Source organism: Bifidobacterium sp. ESL1118 (assembly GCF_058505595.1).
Genome location: NZ_CP196371.1, coordinates 854,101 through 869,888 on the forward strand (window position 1 = coordinate 854,101; position 15,788 = coordinate 869,888).

The window sequence follows — 15,788 nt, forward strand, 5'->3', positions numbered from 1 at the left end:
GCGCGTTAGTCTTGTTGCATGAGTGACGATGATACCGATAAAAACGACGGGCGTGATGGCAACGCTGGTGTGGACCTTGCAGTCCCGGGAAACCTGAGGTATTCCGATGAGCACGTTTGGGTGGAAGACCTCGATGGCTTGTTTGCAATAGGCATTACGGAATATGCCACCGAACGGATGGGCGCGTTGGTCTTTGCGGACCTTCCTGAAGTAGGAGCGAGGCTTGAGGCTGGCGATGAGGCTGTGGAGCTCGAATCCGCCAAAGCCGTGCAGCCCATAATCTCTCCGGTGGCTGGCGTGATTCGTCATGTCAACCAGGCTGTGGCAGAGGATCCTGAGATCATCAACAACGATCCGTATGGGGAAGGTTGGGTGCTGAAACTGGAACCTGATGATGACCAGCCCGAACTCTTGGATGCCGATCAATATGCGGAGTTGCTGAGAACCCTGCAATAAGGTGGTGAATATCAGTTGTGTATTGGGTGAAATGGCTGTCATAGGTCCATCTGCGCCATCCCGAAGGCAGGTTCGTCCGCGGTGCAGGGTTTTGTTTCTCCGCCACAGGTTGGCGTGGATCTTCGTATAATTTTGTCTCATGAACACAAACGTCACACATGGGCACACCGACGGTGAGGATTATGGATTGCGGCCTGGCAAGGCTTTCGAAGAGCCTCATGTTCGTGAGGTGCACGGGAAGGTCTTCGTTGACCCGTACGAATGGATGAGGAACAAGGAATCCCCTCGTCTGCGCAGTTATGTGCATGGGCAAAACGAGTATTTCGAGCGTCGAATGGTTCCGCTATCGGGTTTGAAGCAGACGCTGTTTCAAGAACTCAAGACGCGGGTGCAGGAAACCGATATGTCGGTGCCCACACGCATCGACAATTACTGGTATTTTGCGCGTACACGGCAGGGCAGCCAGTATGGCGTGCAATGCCGTATACCGATAGCGGGTCCGGACGACTGGCGGCCTCCTCGCATCAATGTGCTCGACGAGCCTGGGTCGCAGGCGGCCGAGGAGATTGTCTTCGATGCCAATGCCGAGGCACAGGGTCATGATTTCTTCCAGATTGGAGGACTCGACCTGAGCCGCGATGGAAGATTCCTTCTCTACGGTGCCGATACCTCAGGCGATGAACGCTACGACTACCGCATACGGGATTTGAAGACAGGCCAGGACTTGCCCGATGTGATCAATGGCGTGGGTGGGGCTTGCTTCACCCCGGACGGCCGGTGGGTGTTCTATACGAAGCTTGACGAGGCATGGCGTCCCTGTGCCGTCGTACGTCATCGGGTCGGTGCCGACCCTGAGGGGGACGCAGAAGTGTTTCATGAGAGTGATGAACGGTTCTGGGTCGGAGTCGCTTTGAGTTTTGACGAGCGGAATTTGGTAATTTGCACCGGCTCCAAGACCACTAGCGAAGTGTGGCTTTTGCCAGTGGATGATCCAGAGGGGCAGTTTCACATCTTTCTGCCCCGTAAAGAGGGCGTTGAATACGATGTCAGCTTCGCCCGCTTCGAAGAGGCTGGGCCCGATGGCAGCGACATTCCGCTGGCACTGGTCTATCATAACGCGTTCAACCCCAATTTCGAGATCGACGTGGTCGACATGCGCACTCATCAGGCTCCCTTTGCTCTGGGCGAGGGGGTATGCATTGCGCAGGGTTCTCCCTACGGGTGCGAGCGCGGTGACGAAGTCGAGCCCGGGGCACGAGCAAGGCGGGTCAGCGAGCCTTACTACAACTCAGGAAACCCTGGGGTCCTACAAGGGGCAAGAGGGTTGAGTATCGACGGCATCGCCATGCACCGGAATTTTGTACAACTGGGTTATCAGGCAGATGGATTGCCCCATGTGGCAGTGATGGATAAGCAGCGCGCCCTTGCGGATTTTCTTGCCGGCAGGCCGTGGGAGTTCGCCGAGTTGGTGCCTCACAGGGGCTTGGTCGCGACTTGCGATTCCCGTTCTTGCGCCTCTTCAGGCTTCGTCATGTCCAATGCCGAAGCCGCTTCGGTGAAGGCCTTCGATCTGCATGATCCGGATGTCAGGGGCAGTCGACTCTATTCCATAGGAACGGGAGGCAACCCTTCCTATGACGCGCCCAGATTGCGTTATTCCTTCTCGAGCTATGCAACGATTGGCGAATTGCATGAGATTGACGTGCTGAACGGTCACGACGTGTTGCTTAAACAGGCTAAGGTGCTTGGGGGGTTCGATCAGAGTCTCTACCGTGAGCAACGCGTATGGGTTGCCTCGCGCGATGGTGAGCAGGTGCCGGTCTCCTTGGTCTGGCGGCCGGACCGCTGCAAGAATGCGGCTCCCATGTTCATCACCGGCTACGGTGCCTACGAAATCAACAGTGATCCTGGGTTCTCCGTTTCCCGGCTCAGCATGCTCGATCGCGGTGTGCTGTATGCGGTTGCGCATATACGTGGCGGCGGTGAGATGGGCCGGGCGTGGTACGAGCAAGGTCGCAGGCTTCATAAAAAACACACATTCGAGGATTTCATCGACGTCACCCAGGCCCTGCAAAGTGCTGGTCTGGCCGATTCTGGTCGTACCGTGGCTAACGGAGGCTCTGCAGGTGGCCTGCTCATGGGCGCGGTGGCCAACATGGCCCCGGAATGTTATGCGGGAGTAGAGGCTGACGTGCCGTTCGTCGACGCGCTGAACACGATTCTCGATCCATCGTTGCCGCTTACGGTCACGGAGTGGGACGAGTGGGGCGATCCGTTGCACGATGGGAAGGTCTATGACTACATGAAGTCGTACACGCCGTATGAGAATGCGCCGTTCGGTCCATGGCAGTATGTTGAAGGAACTGTTAACCAGGGCGTTGATGGTCTCAATGGCGCTGGGAAGGTGTCTGCTGCACGTTATTTCCCTAGGGTTCTGGCCACCACATCCATGAATGACACCCGTGTGCTTTATGTGGAACCGCTTAAATGGGTGGCGCGTCTTCAGTCGCAAGGTGTGGATGCCATGGTGCGAGTGCAAACCGAGGCGGGGCACGCGGGAGTCTCCGGGCGGTATGAGCAATGGCGTGAAGTGTGTGAGGAGAACGCCTGGTGCTTGGACGCGATGGGGATTGACGAGTGATTTCGAGGTCGTCCTATTTACAGCCATGTCCACAATGCGGACTGAAAATGGTCACTCTGTGTCCATGTCGTTAGGCTCCAGAGCATGGGCACAGAACATACATATGACATAGCGGTTATTCCAGGCGACGGCATTGGCAAGGAGATTGTGCCGGTGGCTCAACAGGTGATGGAAAAGGCCACGCAAGGCGTGGCCGATTTCAGATATGAGGATTTTGATCTCGGCGCAGATCGCTATCTGAGGGATGGCGCGATCCTTCCTGATGAAGAGCTTGACCGCATCAAGAAGAACGATGCCATTCTGCTGGGAGCCATAGGTGACCCTCGGGTGAAGTCGGGAATCCTCGAACGTGGGCTGCTCTTGAAGATGCGTTTCGATCTTGACCAATATGTGAATCTGCGTCCTTCCAAGCTGTATAAGGGCGTGGCTTCGCCTCTTGCGAATCCTGGAGACATCGATTTTGTGGTGGTGCGTGAGGGTACCGAAGGTCTCTATTGCGGCGCCGGCGGTGCGGTGCGTCGTGGCACACCCCAGGAGGTGTCCACTGAGGTCTCCATCAACACCGCCTATGGTGTCGAGCGGTTGGTGCGGTATGCCTTTGATTTGGCGATGAAGCGGCGCAGGCACGTCACACTGGTGCACAAGAAGAACGTGCTTATCAATGCAGGGGATATGTGGCAGCGTATTGTCGAGCGTGTAGGGAAGGAATATCCAGAAGTCACACACGATTACCAGCATGTCGATGCAGCCACCATCTTCTTGGTGACCGATCCATCACGTTTCGATGTCATTGTCACGGATAATCTGTTCGGCGACATCATCACCGATGAGGCCGGTGCGGTTGTGGGAGGCGTGGGTTACTCCGCCTCGGGGTGCATCAATGCCACGAATGAATACCCCTCGATGTTCGAGCCTATTCACGGATCAGCGCCCGACATTGCAGGGCAAGGCGTCGCCAATCCGACCGCAGCCGTGCTCTCGGCAGCGATGCTGTTGCATCATCTGAACTTGGACGAGCCTGCCTCTCGAATCGAAACCGCTGTCCAGGATGACATTGAGGTCAATGCCTCGTCGAACAGAACCACGGATGAGGTGGGCCGCGACATTCTTGCTCGTCTGTGACGACGATGAACGGTTATTATCGACGGATGCTCTCGTAGAAGAAATCGCGTGAAGGGTAGTCGATGTCTTCTGGTGTACTTGGTATATGTATACGAATGATGCTGGTAATCGTCGGGAACAGGGCCCAATTCCCTCAGGTGTGCCGGATTCAGAGCGTCCGTTGCCTCCTATGAACGGAGCTCAACCTGCACAGCCCTACCAGTCCCAGCCATATGGAGTTGATGCGCAGGGCGGTAACGGTCAGATGCAGGGCTCGCAGCAAGGCATGCCTCACCCAGATGCGTATGGACAAGAGACCGGTCAGGACCAATATGCGTATGGCTATCCGAACCAGGGACGCAACCAGGAACAGCCATACAACCCGAATCGGCAGCCGTATAACCAAGGTCAACAACCATATAGTCTCAATCAGCAACCGTACAACCCGAACCAACAACAGTATGGTTATTCGTATCAACCATACAACCAGCCCTATGGTTTTCCTAGGTATCAGCAGTCATACAGTCAGAAGTCCAAATTGGCTGCTGGCGTGCTCGGCATCCTTCTAGGCGGGCTCGGCATCCACAATTTCTATCTGGGAAACACGGTGAAGGCAGTCGCCCAGCTGTTGCTCACTGTTCTGGGGGGTTTGCTGACTTTTGGTATAGCCTCTGTTGCCTCGTATATCTGGGGATTGGTGGAAGGCATCTTGATTTTGTGCTCCCAATATGGTTCGCCGTGGCATCGTGATGCCCAAGGTATGGAATTGCGGGACTGATTGCGTGGCGAATGCAAGACTCCTGGCGGTAAGCTCGTGGGGGTCTGTGTTGACCTTGGATCGGATGGCCAGATAGTCAGTTGTGCCATCGATGGCGATTTCTTCATTGAGGGCAGCGATGCCCGGGCAACATTATTGCTGAGGGATGTTGCACAGGCTTTGGTGCATGGGGCGGACATCTCCCAGGTCATTTCCAGTTATGACGATGTCAAGCTTGTCGGCACTGATGCGCGGTCCATTGAAACTGCGTTTAGGCGGTCATTGGAAACACAAACACATGGTTTCCCCGGCTACTCGCTGCGCAGTGAGGAGCCGGTGGCTCAATGCACCGGGCTCGACCTTAAAATGGGTGATTCCGCTCTGTCGCATCAAAGTGTTGCCGAATCCGTTGAAGATAGTGCTGTTGGTGTGCAATCCGCGGGAGTGAGTGTATGGCATCCGCAGGTCGTTTTCGATGTGGTGAGAAGCCCGGAAGAGCAAATGCGGATCGATGAGGAGTGGGCCAGGCAAGTAGCTCGTGGGTCCAGACCTGCCACCTTGCGTTTTTGGCATTGGTCGTCTCCCGCAATCGTCGTCGGTAGGTATCAGAACGTACATAATGAGGTCAATGAATCGTTGGCTGCTGCAGCCGGGTTCGTTGTGGTTCGTCGCTGCACCGGCGGTGGGGTCATGTTCGTCGAACCCGCAGACGTCATCACCTATTCGTTGTACGTGCCCTCCGATTACCTCAAAACCATGGACGTGTCAGCATCCTACAGGTTTTGCAATCAATGGGTTGTGGACGCGTTGCGCGCCCGGGGTTTTGACATAGGCTTTGGCGGATTGAACGACTTGGTGACGGCAAAAGGGAAAGTCGCAGGTTCGGCACAGCGTCGCTTTGCGCCGACTGGAGAAGGCCCGGGTGCCGTACTGCATCATATGACATTGTCATATGATATCGATCAGGTGCTTATGGGCCGGTTGCTTAATGTATCGCATGAGAAAATGAGTGATAAGGCTGTACAGTCGGCTTCGAAGCGAGTCGATCCGCTTTGCAGACAGACAAGCTTGGGCCGCGATGCTGTGGAGGAGATGCTTCAGGATTATTCGCTCAGAGGGATATGATGCAGAGTACAGTAGAATCAGTTAATTATTGTTGGTGTAGGTGCCATCAGTTATATTTTTGTCGCAACCACTGCAATAGGTTGTGGTTTTTGGAGGCGTGAGTATGGGGGGAACACCCAACCAAATCGAGGAAGAACACAACAAACTACTGGAGACCGCGTTATTCAAGCATGTTCCACCGGACGAGGCTGAAGAGCTTATGCCCTTCATGAGTCACGCCGAATTCCAAAAGGGAGACTACATCTTCCATGAAGGCAGCACTGATAAGCGTATGTACTTGCTGGAAGATGGTAAAGTCAAGCTGATGCATGAATCCGAGGATGACCGAGTGCAGTTGCTGAGCATTCATTCACGTGGCGAGATTTTGGGTGAGATTCCTGTTTTTGACCCGGACGGCGGTTCTCGTACCGCCTCGGCTGTTGCGATGGTCAATGGTACTGCGATAGGGTGGCTTGATCGGGAGGTTCTATTCAATTGGCTTCACAAGCACCCTTTTGCGGCTGTCAACATGCTTCAGGTCATGGCTGCGCGTATGCGCGCGAACAATGAAAGAATATCCGACCTTGTGTTCAAGGACGTGCCCGCTCGTTTGGCAAAGACGCTGCTCGATCTGGCGACTCGTTTCGGCCAGCCCGTGGAAGCCGGGGTCAAGGTTCCTCATGATTTGACCCAAGAGGAGTTGGCCCAGCTTGTAGGCTCCTCTCGCGAGACGGTGAACAAGGCTTTGATGGATTTCTCAGATCGCGGATGGATAGCTCGTGATGGACGTGCCATCATCATCTATCAGCCAGGCATGCTCATTCGTAGATCCCGTCGGTGAATTCAGGCATAATTGAGGTCTGGCCAGCCTGCGAAAGTTGATTGGACATCGTGTTTCAACGTCGTGTTGTTTCCCGGCGGTTAGCGTTTTCAGCATATTCCTAGTGTTTTTTGTTCGAATTCTCGTACACGCTATGAAAGACGGTGCTCTTGGGGAAAACACATGCCAGTAGGCACGATGCTTTAGAATGAGTCTCATGTCTTCCAAGAGAAATCTTACAGTCTGGCGTGTGCTGGCATTATTGCTCGCTTATGTGATGTTATGTGTTGCAGGAGGAGTCGTAGGAAGCGTCTTCTTCTCTCCTGTGGTTTTTGGCATCAATAGTGCGACTCGCGCGATCATGCCTTCTCTGAAGGTTGAGGGGATAGATTTCGACGTGTCCAGCCTTCCCCAAAAGTCACGGATGTTCGCTTCGGATGGGCAAACGGTCATTGCTTCGTTCTATGCGCAAAACCGCACTGTGGTGCCGCTCAAGGACATTTCTGAACCTATGCAGCAGGCGGTCGTGGCTCGTGAGGACAAGCGGTTCTTCAAACACGCTGGAGTCGATGTGCAGGGAGTCATGCGTGCGTTCATTCAGACGTTTATCAAGAAGGGTGATACGCAGGGTGGTTCTTCTTTGACACAGCAGTATGTCAAGAATGTTCTGATGACCAAGGCACATGAGAACAATGACCCCATTTCCGAGTATCACGCCTCGGAGGAGAGCATAGCGCGAAAGATTCGTGAGATGCTTATTGCAGTGCAGATGGAGAAACAGTATTCCAAGGCGGAGATCCTGCAAGGATATCTCAACATCGCACAGTTCGGAAGTAACAATATCTATGGCGTTGAAGCCGCAGCGAGGCGATATTTCAACGTTTCCGCCAAAGATCTCAATATTGGGCAGGCGGCTACCATAGCAGCCATCACGAAGAACCCTTCGAAATATGATCCGTCAATTCCCGAAAACCTGAAAGCCTCGCAGGAACAACGTAATATCGTGCTTTCGCTGATGCAGCAGCAAGGGTACATCACCAATCAGCAGTGCGATGAGGAGAAGGCGAAGCCTATCCAGGACACGCTCAACCTTCAGGACAGCAGCATGCAGGTGGGTTGTCAGGCCGCAGGTGAGGCGGGGTTCTTCTGCGACTACGTGACGAAGCAGATTCTCAATTCAACGGAGTTTGGCAAGACGGAATTGCAGCGGCAGAAGCTGCTCAACGAAGGTGGGCTCGATATCTATACCACCATGGATGTCAAGGCCAACACCATAGCCATGCAGACGGCTCGGAACACCATTCCGCTCAACGACCCCAGCGGTTTTGAGGTGTCGATGGCCGTCATCAGACCGGGAACCGGCGAAGTGCTCGGTTTTGGCAACAACAGAACATACGACGCCACGGATGCGGCGAAGAACGACCCCACCCACACCGCCATTAACTATGCAGTCGATGCCAAAGACGGCGGTGGCGGTGGCTGGCAGATCGGGTCTTCCTGGAAGCCGATCAACCTGGTGGCCTGGATGCAGAAGGGCAGATCGATAACCGAGCCGTTACGCACATCCACGTACTATCCCAACAGTGCCTTCAATTGTGCCAAATATACCGACAACACAGGTGGGTGGCCTGTGACCAACGCCACTGGCGGAACGGTCAGCCCCGAATCGCCGTTGCTTGGTCTTGTGCATTCGCACAACACGGTGCAGGCTGCGATGGAATCGCAGATAGGTCTGTGCTCCATCGTCGATACGGCCAAGACGCTTGGGTACCATAATGCGCCACTTGGCAAGGAGGACGTGTATTCTCCGGGTTTGCCGATACACCCTTCAATGGCCATCGGCGCAGTTCAGGTCTCGCCACTGACCATGGCCAATGTCTATGCGACCATCGCCGCAAACGGTGTGGAATGCACTCCGATCGCCATCAAGAAAGTCATCAGCAAGGAAGGCGAGAACCTTAAGGTGCCGAGCGCCAACTGCCATCAGGCCATACCTGCTGAGATAGCTCAGACCACAGCCTATGCCATGAACCAAGGTGTTGTACGTCCTGATGGTGTGGCCGCGGTCACTCGATTGGATGGCGGGCGTAAGACATTTGCCAAGACAGGAACCAATGAGGACTCGTATATGTCCACAGGAGGATTTGTGCCGCAGGCCTCAGCCTTTGTATCCGTTGGCAATGCCGAGGGCACGGTCAGCTTCAACAACAAGACCATCAACGGGAAGTATCATTCCATTTGGTATGGCGAAGACATTGCGGCACCTGCCTGGCGTGATTTCATGAACAACTATCTGGCACAGGCGAACATACCCCAAGACAACAATTACGGAACCCCCGATCCAAAGTACATGGGTCAGACGGTGGCAAGCCAGCAAAATACACAGTCTCAGCAGTCCCAAAATAGGCAAAGTCAGCAGAATCAGTTGCCACAACAACGCTAGGTCAGGTGGATTTGCTGCGGGATTGGGATAATGCAAACCACGCAATGGTCGAGTTCCCAACAACCTGGAATTGATGGTCCGTCTACTGATGGGTGCCTTTGTCCGGGTGCGTTGCTACGGCGTGTCTGTTTTTGGGCCTTTAGCAATGGTGGTACCTATGCCTTTGGCGCTTGTACGATATACGTCTTCCAGAGGTCTGCTTTTGTCGCTAATCATTGCGCCTCCGATTGCGGAAATGTTCTGTTCTGTGTGCTTTAAACACGGAATTGTTTCATTTAAGCGCGAGACTTTCCGTTTAGTTTGCTTTTTTGCTAGTATTTGTGCGATAATGTTCATATGATTTCTTCTCAGAGACAGCATGTCATTTTGAGTAGACTGCGTACCAGAGGTGCGGTCCGCATCACCGCGCTCTCAAAAGAGCTCGGTGTTTCGGCTATGACGGTTCGTCGAGACATATCCGATCTGGCCGATAAAGGTCTGCTCAAGCGTGTCCATGGCGGGGCGGTGACAACCAGCACGCTGCTGAGCGAGCCCCTCTTTTCTGTCAAATCGCAGATGGACATAGGGCTGAAGGACGCCATCGCACAGGAGGCTGTGAAATACGTCTCTCCAGGCGATGTCATCGCCATCGGCGGTGGCACGACGGCGTATGTCTTCGCCCAACATCTGCTTGAGTCACAGCAGGCCAGCGGCATCACCATCCTCACGAACTCCATTCCAGTGGCCGAGCTGGTTCAGGCCATGGAATCCAAGGACATCGAAGTGATCGTCACCGGTGGGGTCATCACGCGTTCGAATTCGTTGGTGGGACCCATTGCGGATAAGGTCATCGAGTCGCTGCGCGTCAACACTGTGTTTCTGGGCACGCACTCAGTGTCTGTGCCCCGTGGTTTCCTCATGCCCAATTCCCTTGAGGCGGCTACGGACATGGCCATGATGGGCATTGCGGATAAGACCATCATCCTCACCGACCACACTAAGTGGAGCTGCACATCGCTTTCGTTGTTCGCGCGCTTCGATCAGGTGGATACGCTGATTACTGATGACGAGCTTGACAAGGATTCCGTGGAGGAGACGCGCAGCTTGGTGAACAGTTTGGTGCTGACACATAACAACAGCTGAATGACCTAATTGAATATTCACATAACGCAAGAAGTATTCAACCTATACGGTTGGGAAGGAAGACCACTATGACCGATTTCCGTTATTATGAGCCGGGCCCCTATGCAAGGCAGCATATTCGCATCACATCTACGAAGCTCGCTGATGGTCGTGATTTTTTCTATCTGGATGATGAGCCCGATTATGTCAGTGGCAGGAAGACCAGGGAGCTTAACGATCCTCGCGCGCTGGCTGATCGTTTTGCGCCTCATAGCGATGCGGACGGAAACAGTGTGCCCTATGCCGCGCCGCAGATGCGCCGTGACCCGCTCACCGGCGATTGGATTCCCATGGCCATAGCCCGTATGAATCGGCCGATCACCACCGGACCCAAGCAGACGGCCTCCGGCAACCCTCTTGCCGCCCGCATTCCTGGTGGCGACTATCAGGACGGCGAAGTGCCGGACACTGATTACGATGTTGTCGTCTTTGAAAACAGGTTCCCCTCGATGGTGCAGGTGCCGGGGGTGTCGGATGCGGTGAGCTATGTGGATGGCAACAAACTGTGGCAGAGCAGGCCTGCAGCAGGTCGTTGTGAGGTGATCTGCTTCGACCCCAACGAGTCCGGTCTGCCGGCCGACCTGCCTGTGAGCCGTCTGCGTACCGTGGTGGAGGCTTGGGCTTTCAGAACAGCTGAATTGAGCCATATCGATGGCATCGAGCAGATCTTCCCATTTGAGAACCACGGTCAGGAGATCGGCGTCTCTCTGGCCCACCCGCACGGTCAGGTGTATTGCTACCCGTTCATACCTGCGAAGATGGAATCCGAGCTTTCGCACACCGAGGCGTATTTCGAACGAACCGGTGGCAACCTTCTGCGCGACCTGATGAATGCCGAGATTGATGCCAAGGAACGGCTCGTCATGCGTAACCATAGCTGGGTGGCGTATGTGCCAGCGGCTGCCCGTTGGCCGTTGGAGGTCCATGTGGCTCCGGTGCGAGATGTGCTGACAATCGATGAATTGAACGATCAGGAACGCTGGGACCTGGCTCAGATGTACTCTGCGCTGCTGAAGAGAGGCAATGCGTTCTTTGACACTGGCGATGGCAAGGGGATGGATCTGCCCTACATCTCGGCTTGGCACCAGGCCCCGGTCAACGATTCTCGCCGCGACCATTACCGGTTGAACCTTCAGTTCTTCTCCTTCAGGCGTGCCGCGAACAAAATCAAGTATCTGGCCGGTTCGGAGTCAGGCATGGGCGCATGGGTTTCGGATACCACGCCTGAACTCATTGCCCAGCGATTCCATGAACTGGGACCGATTGACATTGACTAGTCACAATTGATTTTCGATTGATTGTTGATTGGTGGCCTCGCCAGATCGGTGTCAGGGGAACCGATTTATGGGCCAGCTCGCAATTCCTTAATTGCAACAGTCCGCATACAATCCGCATATATATTGACAAGTAACCGTACAGGAGCAGAAATGAGCGATATAGAATTTCTCGATGCCATAAACGACGAGGATGGGGCCCGACAGGCGCAAGACCTGTTTCGCAGCACGTTTGACGAGTCGTCGCAAGGGGTTTGGGCGGCTCCTGGCCGTGTGAACCTCATTGGTGAACATACGGATTACAATGCCGGTCTCTGCTTGCCGATTGCGTTACCGCACCGTACATATGTGGCTGTCAGCCCACGTAACGACACCACGGTGCGTCTGGTGTCGAGTGTGAACGCCAACGATGTGACAAAAGCCGATTTGGAAGGACTTGAGTCAGGAGGAGTCACCGGTTGGTCGGCATATCCGGTAGGTGTGGCGTGGGCGCTACGTGGGGCGGGATTAGCGGTGAAGGGTTTCGACGCCGCGTTCGTCACATGCGTGCCGTTTGCTTCGGGCCTGAGCTCTTCGGCAGCCATGACGTGCTCCACGGCATTGGCTTTGGATGGTGTATTCAGTCTTGGCTTCGCAGGCAGTGATGAGGGTAGGCTCACCCTGATTGACGCCGCCGTCAAAGCGGAAAACGACATGGCAGGAGCCTCCACTGGTGGCCTTGACCAGAGCGCTTCCATGCGGTGCACGGCGGGGCACGCACTGCGTCTCGATTTTCGGCCGGGGCTTAGCGCCTTGGACTCCGCAAAGCAAGTGCCCTTCGATTTAGAGTCGCTTGGTCTCGAGCTGTTGGTGGTCGATACACAGGCGCATCATCAGCTCAACGACGGGCAGTATGGTCAGCGTCGTTCCAGTTGTGAGAGCGCTGCTGCCGCTTTTGGCGTGACGAACCTTCGTGAAGTCTCGGACGCTGTATCCGGTGTACGTCCCACGACCGATGGTGTGAGCCCGGATCTTTGCCGGATTGCCGATGATGTGGCCGCAGGCAAATATGAAACGCCCCAGGCCATAGATCTGGCCCTCAAACTGCTCAATGACGAGATGTCCCGCAAAAGAGTGCGCCATGTGGTCACTGAGATCGGTCGTGTAGATGAGTTCATCGCCGCGTTTGCCGCAGGGGACGTACGCCGTGCCGGCAAGCTGATGGACGCATCCCATGCCTCGCTTCGTGACGATTATGAGGTCACCGTTCCTGAACTCGATGTTGCTGTGGAAGCCGCCCGGCAGGCGGGGGCTCTGGGCGCTCGCATGACTGGCGGCGGCTTCGGCGGATCCATCATCGCGCTGGTGGGCAAAGGCGAGGGACGTGGCATCGCTCAGTATGTGGCTGATGAGTTTGCTCGGCATGGTTTTCATGCGCCCCGTGCGTTGGTTGCGGTGGCTTCGCGTTCTGCGCATAGGGTGGATTGAACAGTCCGGTTGGGTGAATTGGGAGTGCGAACACCTTGTTCGGATAGTGAGATTACAACATAACGATACCTTCTGCCTGGTTATTCTGAAAGCTGAAATAATTTCGAATTACTGAGAAGAGGAAACAGTGAAGAACGGATTAGTGCGTAAATGCGCATATGCCGCTGTGGGTATGGCAGCCACGTTGGCGATGATGGCACCGGGTGTCGCCGTAGCCAGCGAGGGAACCAGTGCCACGCCGGATCATCATACGACGGTATCCAGCTCGTCCTCCCATGTCTGGGGGCTTGGGGTGAAGGACGGATCGAAGAATGCCGGCATCAGGGGGCGTCTACAGGCCATCAAGGCCGGGCACGCTGAAGTGATGTCTCGTTTTCGGCATGCACAGGCCGATCGTCCCTCTGACGGAGATGTTGCCGACTGTTCGGCATCGAGTTCCGAAGGCGAGGACGGGGGCTTGGCCTGGACAGTGGCGAAAACGGGGGACGATTGCGTGCTCACCATCGATGGCGCCAGTCCTGCGGCCTCCGGTTCGACCTCGGACCATCCTTTTCACGTCAAGGCGACATGGACCGATTATGTGGATGCCATCACCAAGGTTGTGGTGAGGTCCATTCCATCCAATGTCGACATCTCCGACCAAGCCGATCAGTTCGGCAATGAGTCAGGACTGTTCTCCGAGCTGCACGCGGCAACCGACATCACCGGACTTGACAACATCGACACTCATGCGGTCGGCAGCGTGGACGGTCTGTTCAGCTATGACTATGCAGTAAAGAATCTCGATCTGAGCGGTTTCGACACCAGCCACATCACCTCCATGGTCGCCATGTTCGCCGACGACTACGCGCTTGAGAAGGTGGATGTGTCCCGTTTCGACACGTCGAAGGTCACGAACATGAGCGGCATGTTCGCCGACGACTACGCGCTTGAGAACTTCAATGTCAGTGGTTTCGACACGTCGAAGGTCACGAACATGAGCGGCATGTTCTCGGGCAATTACGCTATGGCGCATGTGGATGTGTCCGGTTTCGACACGTCCAATGTCACGGATATGAAGATGATGTTCTCCGAGGATTCGGCGTTGACCGAACTTGATCTGGGTGGTTTCGACACATCGAAGGTCACCACGATGAACATGATGTTCTCCGAGGATTCGGCACTCAAGTCCATCACCTTCGGCGAGCATTTCGACACGTCGAAGGTCACGGACATGAATGGCATGTTCTCGGATTCGGATCTGGCATCGCTTGATGTGTCCGGTTTCGACACGTCGAAGGTCACGGATATGGGAGGCATGTTCGCAGGGAACGCGCCGCTGAAGAACCTCGATGTGTCCCGCTTCGACACGGGTAACGTGATGGATATGAGCGTCATGTTCTCCGATGACACCGCGCTTGCCGCGCTCAATCTGAGTGGTTTCGACACGTCGAAGGTCACGACCATGTACATGATGGTATCCCACGACCCAGCGTTGACGGATCTTGATCTGAGTGGTTTCGACACGTCGAAGGTCACGGACATGTGCAATATGTTCTCTGCGGATTCGGCCCTCAAGTCCATCACCTTCGGCACGCGTTTCGACACGTCGAAGGTCACGAACATGAGCGGCATGTTCGCCGAAAACACGGCGTTGACGGATCTTGATCTGAGTGGTTTCGACACGTCGAAGGTCACGGTCATGAGCGGTATGTTCTCGGGTGATACCGCGTTGACGGATCTTGATTTGAGCGGTTTCGACACCAAGTCCGTCACGGCGATGGATGATATGTTCGCCAATGACATAGCGCTGAAACGACTTGACTTAGGCAGCTTCGATATGGGAGCCGCCGCAGACCTGTACGAGATGTTCGCGGACGATACCGCGCTCGAGACCATCAATCTGGGGCCAAAGACCTATGTGGCCGAAGGGGCTGACCAGACCGATACCTTCAAAGGTCTTGATGCTTCGGCCCTGTGGCGTCAGAGCGTGCCGAAGGGCGATTGGAAGGGTGCGTTCCCGGAACTGTTCGGCAGTGAGCCGGCTACCGCAGCGCGACTCGCGTCCAATACGCCTCTGCGCAATACCTCCACGAGCTATACCTCACTTCCTGAATCCGATCCGAACCCCAACCCGAATCCTGGTCAAGAGCCGGGCGGCACGCCTATCACACCGGTCACGCCGTCTGTGCCTGGGCAATCAGATACCGTCACAGATCCTGGGAAGTCTCCGGCATCATCCACATCTGCCAATGCCGACAGCTCCAAACGGCACCTTGCCATGACGGGCGGTGAGGTCGCTCTGCTGATGGCAGCAGTAGTGGCATTGGCTGTTGCCGGATGCATGGTTATGCGTATGCGTCGTAGAAATATGCATGGGAGCCCATCGCTCCGCCATGCTTTCGGCCATGATGCATAGATCGGCGAAGGATCTTCGGCTCGATGCGTCCGTCCAGCGGCGTTTCGGGCCGAAGAGCCAATGTGGGAAAGCCTTGGCCGTCCAGCCGTACGCATTCTGGTCTTGGTCTCCTCATGCTCCGCAGACTGTTCTACACTGGTCATGGTGGTTGGCCGCGGGTGTATGG

Annotated in this window: 11 protein-coding genes; all 11 read left to right on the forward strand. The window is 55.2% G+C overall.

What is annotated here, in order from left to right:
- Positions 1 to 18: 18 nt before the first annotated feature.
- Positions 19 to 456 carry a glycine cleavage system protein GcvH gene (gene gcvH, locus ACSYSS_RS03305; protein WP_491704053.1) on the forward strand — a complete coding sequence of 146 codons (438 nt, stop codon included), beginning with the start codon at positions 19 to 21 and terminating at the stop codon, positions 454 to 456.
- Positions 457 to 595: 139 nt separating this feature from the next.
- Positions 596 to 3,097 carry a S9 family peptidase gene (locus ACSYSS_RS03310; RefSeq protein WP_491704054.1) on the forward strand — a complete coding sequence of 834 codons (2,502 nt, stop codon included), beginning with the start codon at positions 596 to 598 and terminating at the stop codon, positions 3,095 to 3,097.
- An 84-nt stretch (positions 3,098 to 3,181) separates the two neighbouring features.
- The gene (locus tag ACSYSS_RS03315; protein ID WP_491704055.1) at positions 3,182 to 4,219 is read left to right on the forward strand and encodes a 3-isopropylmalate dehydrogenase; all 1,038 of its coding nucleotides are present in this window, start codon (positions 3,182 to 3,184) and stop codon (positions 4,217 to 4,219) included.
- An 85-nt stretch (positions 4,220 to 4,304) separates the two neighbouring features.
- Positions 4,305 to 4,976, forward strand: coding sequence for an NINE protein (locus ACSYSS_RS03320; protein WP_491704056.1), 672 nt, complete (start codon positions 4,305 to 4,307; stop codon positions 4,974 to 4,976).
- Positions 4,977 to 6,080, forward strand: coding sequence for a lipoate--protein ligase family protein (locus ACSYSS_RS03325; protein ID WP_491704057.1), 1,104 nt, complete (start codon positions 4,977 to 4,979; stop codon positions 6,078 to 6,080).
- A gap of 103 nt (positions 6,081 to 6,183) precedes the next feature.
- On the forward strand, positions 6,184 to 6,900 hold the full coding sequence (locus tag ACSYSS_RS03330) for a Crp/Fnr family transcriptional regulator (protein WP_491704058.1): 717 nt from the start codon (positions 6,184 to 6,186) through the stop codon (positions 6,898 to 6,900).
- Between the two features lie 196 nt (positions 6,901 to 7,096).
- Complete coding sequence (locus ACSYSS_RS03335; RefSeq protein WP_491704059.1) at positions 7,097 to 9,322, forward strand: transglycosylase domain-containing protein; 2,226 nt, start codon at positions 7,097 to 7,099, stop codon at positions 9,320 to 9,322.
- A 336-nt stretch (positions 9,323 to 9,658) separates the two neighbouring features.
- Positions 9,659 to 10,444: a DeoR/GlpR family DNA-binding transcription regulator gene (locus tag ACSYSS_RS03340; protein WP_491704060.1), complete on the forward strand. Its 786-nt coding sequence runs from the start codon at positions 9,659 to 9,661 to the stop codon at positions 10,442 to 10,444.
- 68 nt (positions 10,445 to 10,512) lie between these two features.
- Positions 10,513 to 11,760, forward strand: a complete 1,248-nt coding sequence (gene galT, locus ACSYSS_RS03345; protein ID WP_491704061.1) for a galactose-1-phosphate uridylyltransferase — start codon at positions 10,513 to 10,515, stop codon at positions 11,758 to 11,760.
- Between the two features lie 150 nt (positions 11,761 to 11,910).
- Positions 11,911 to 13,224, forward strand: coding sequence for a galactokinase (galK, locus tag ACSYSS_RS03350; protein WP_491704062.1), 1,314 nt, complete (start codon positions 11,911 to 11,913; stop codon positions 13,222 to 13,224).
- 127 nt (positions 13,225 to 13,351) lie between these two features.
- Positions 13,352 to 15,622 (forward strand): BspA family leucine-rich repeat surface protein, encoded by a 2,271-nt coding sequence (locus ACSYSS_RS03355; RefSeq protein WP_491704063.1) that lies wholly within the window; start codon positions 13,352 to 13,354, stop codon positions 15,620 to 15,622.
- Positions 15,623 to 15,788 lie beyond the last annotated feature (166 nt).

Bases quoted from the DNA above. Each gene is read 5' to 3' on its own strand.
- gcvH (WP_491704053.1), top strand. From the start codon at position 19: ATGAGTGACGATGATACCGATAAAAACGACGGGCGTGATGGCAACGCT.
- ACSYSS_RS03310 (WP_491704054.1), top strand. From the start codon at position 596: ATGAACACAAACGTCACACATGGGCACACCGACGGTGAGGATTATGGA.
- ACSYSS_RS03315 (WP_491704055.1), top strand. From the start codon at position 3,182: ATGGGCACAGAACATACATATGACATAGCGGTTATTCCAGGCGACGGC.
- ACSYSS_RS03320 (WP_491704056.1), top strand. From the start codon at position 4,305: ATGTATACGAATGATGCTGGTAATCGTCGGGAACAGGGCCCAATTCCC.
- ACSYSS_RS03330 (WP_491704058.1), top strand. From the start codon at position 6,184: ATGGGGGGAACACCCAACCAAATCGAGGAAGAACACAACAAACTACTG.
- ACSYSS_RS03335 (WP_491704059.1), top strand. From the start codon at position 7,097: ATGTCTTCCAAGAGAAATCTTACAGTCTGGCGTGTGCTGGCATTATTG.
- ACSYSS_RS03340 (WP_491704060.1), top strand. From the start codon at position 9,659: ATGATTTCTTCTCAGAGACAGCATGTCATTTTGAGTAGACTGCGTACC.
- galT (WP_491704061.1), top strand. From the start codon at position 10,513: ATGACCGATTTCCGTTATTATGAGCCGGGCCCCTATGCAAGGCAGCAT.
- galK (WP_491704062.1), top strand. From the start codon at position 11,911: ATGAGCGATATAGAATTTCTCGATGCCATAAACGACGAGGATGGGGCC.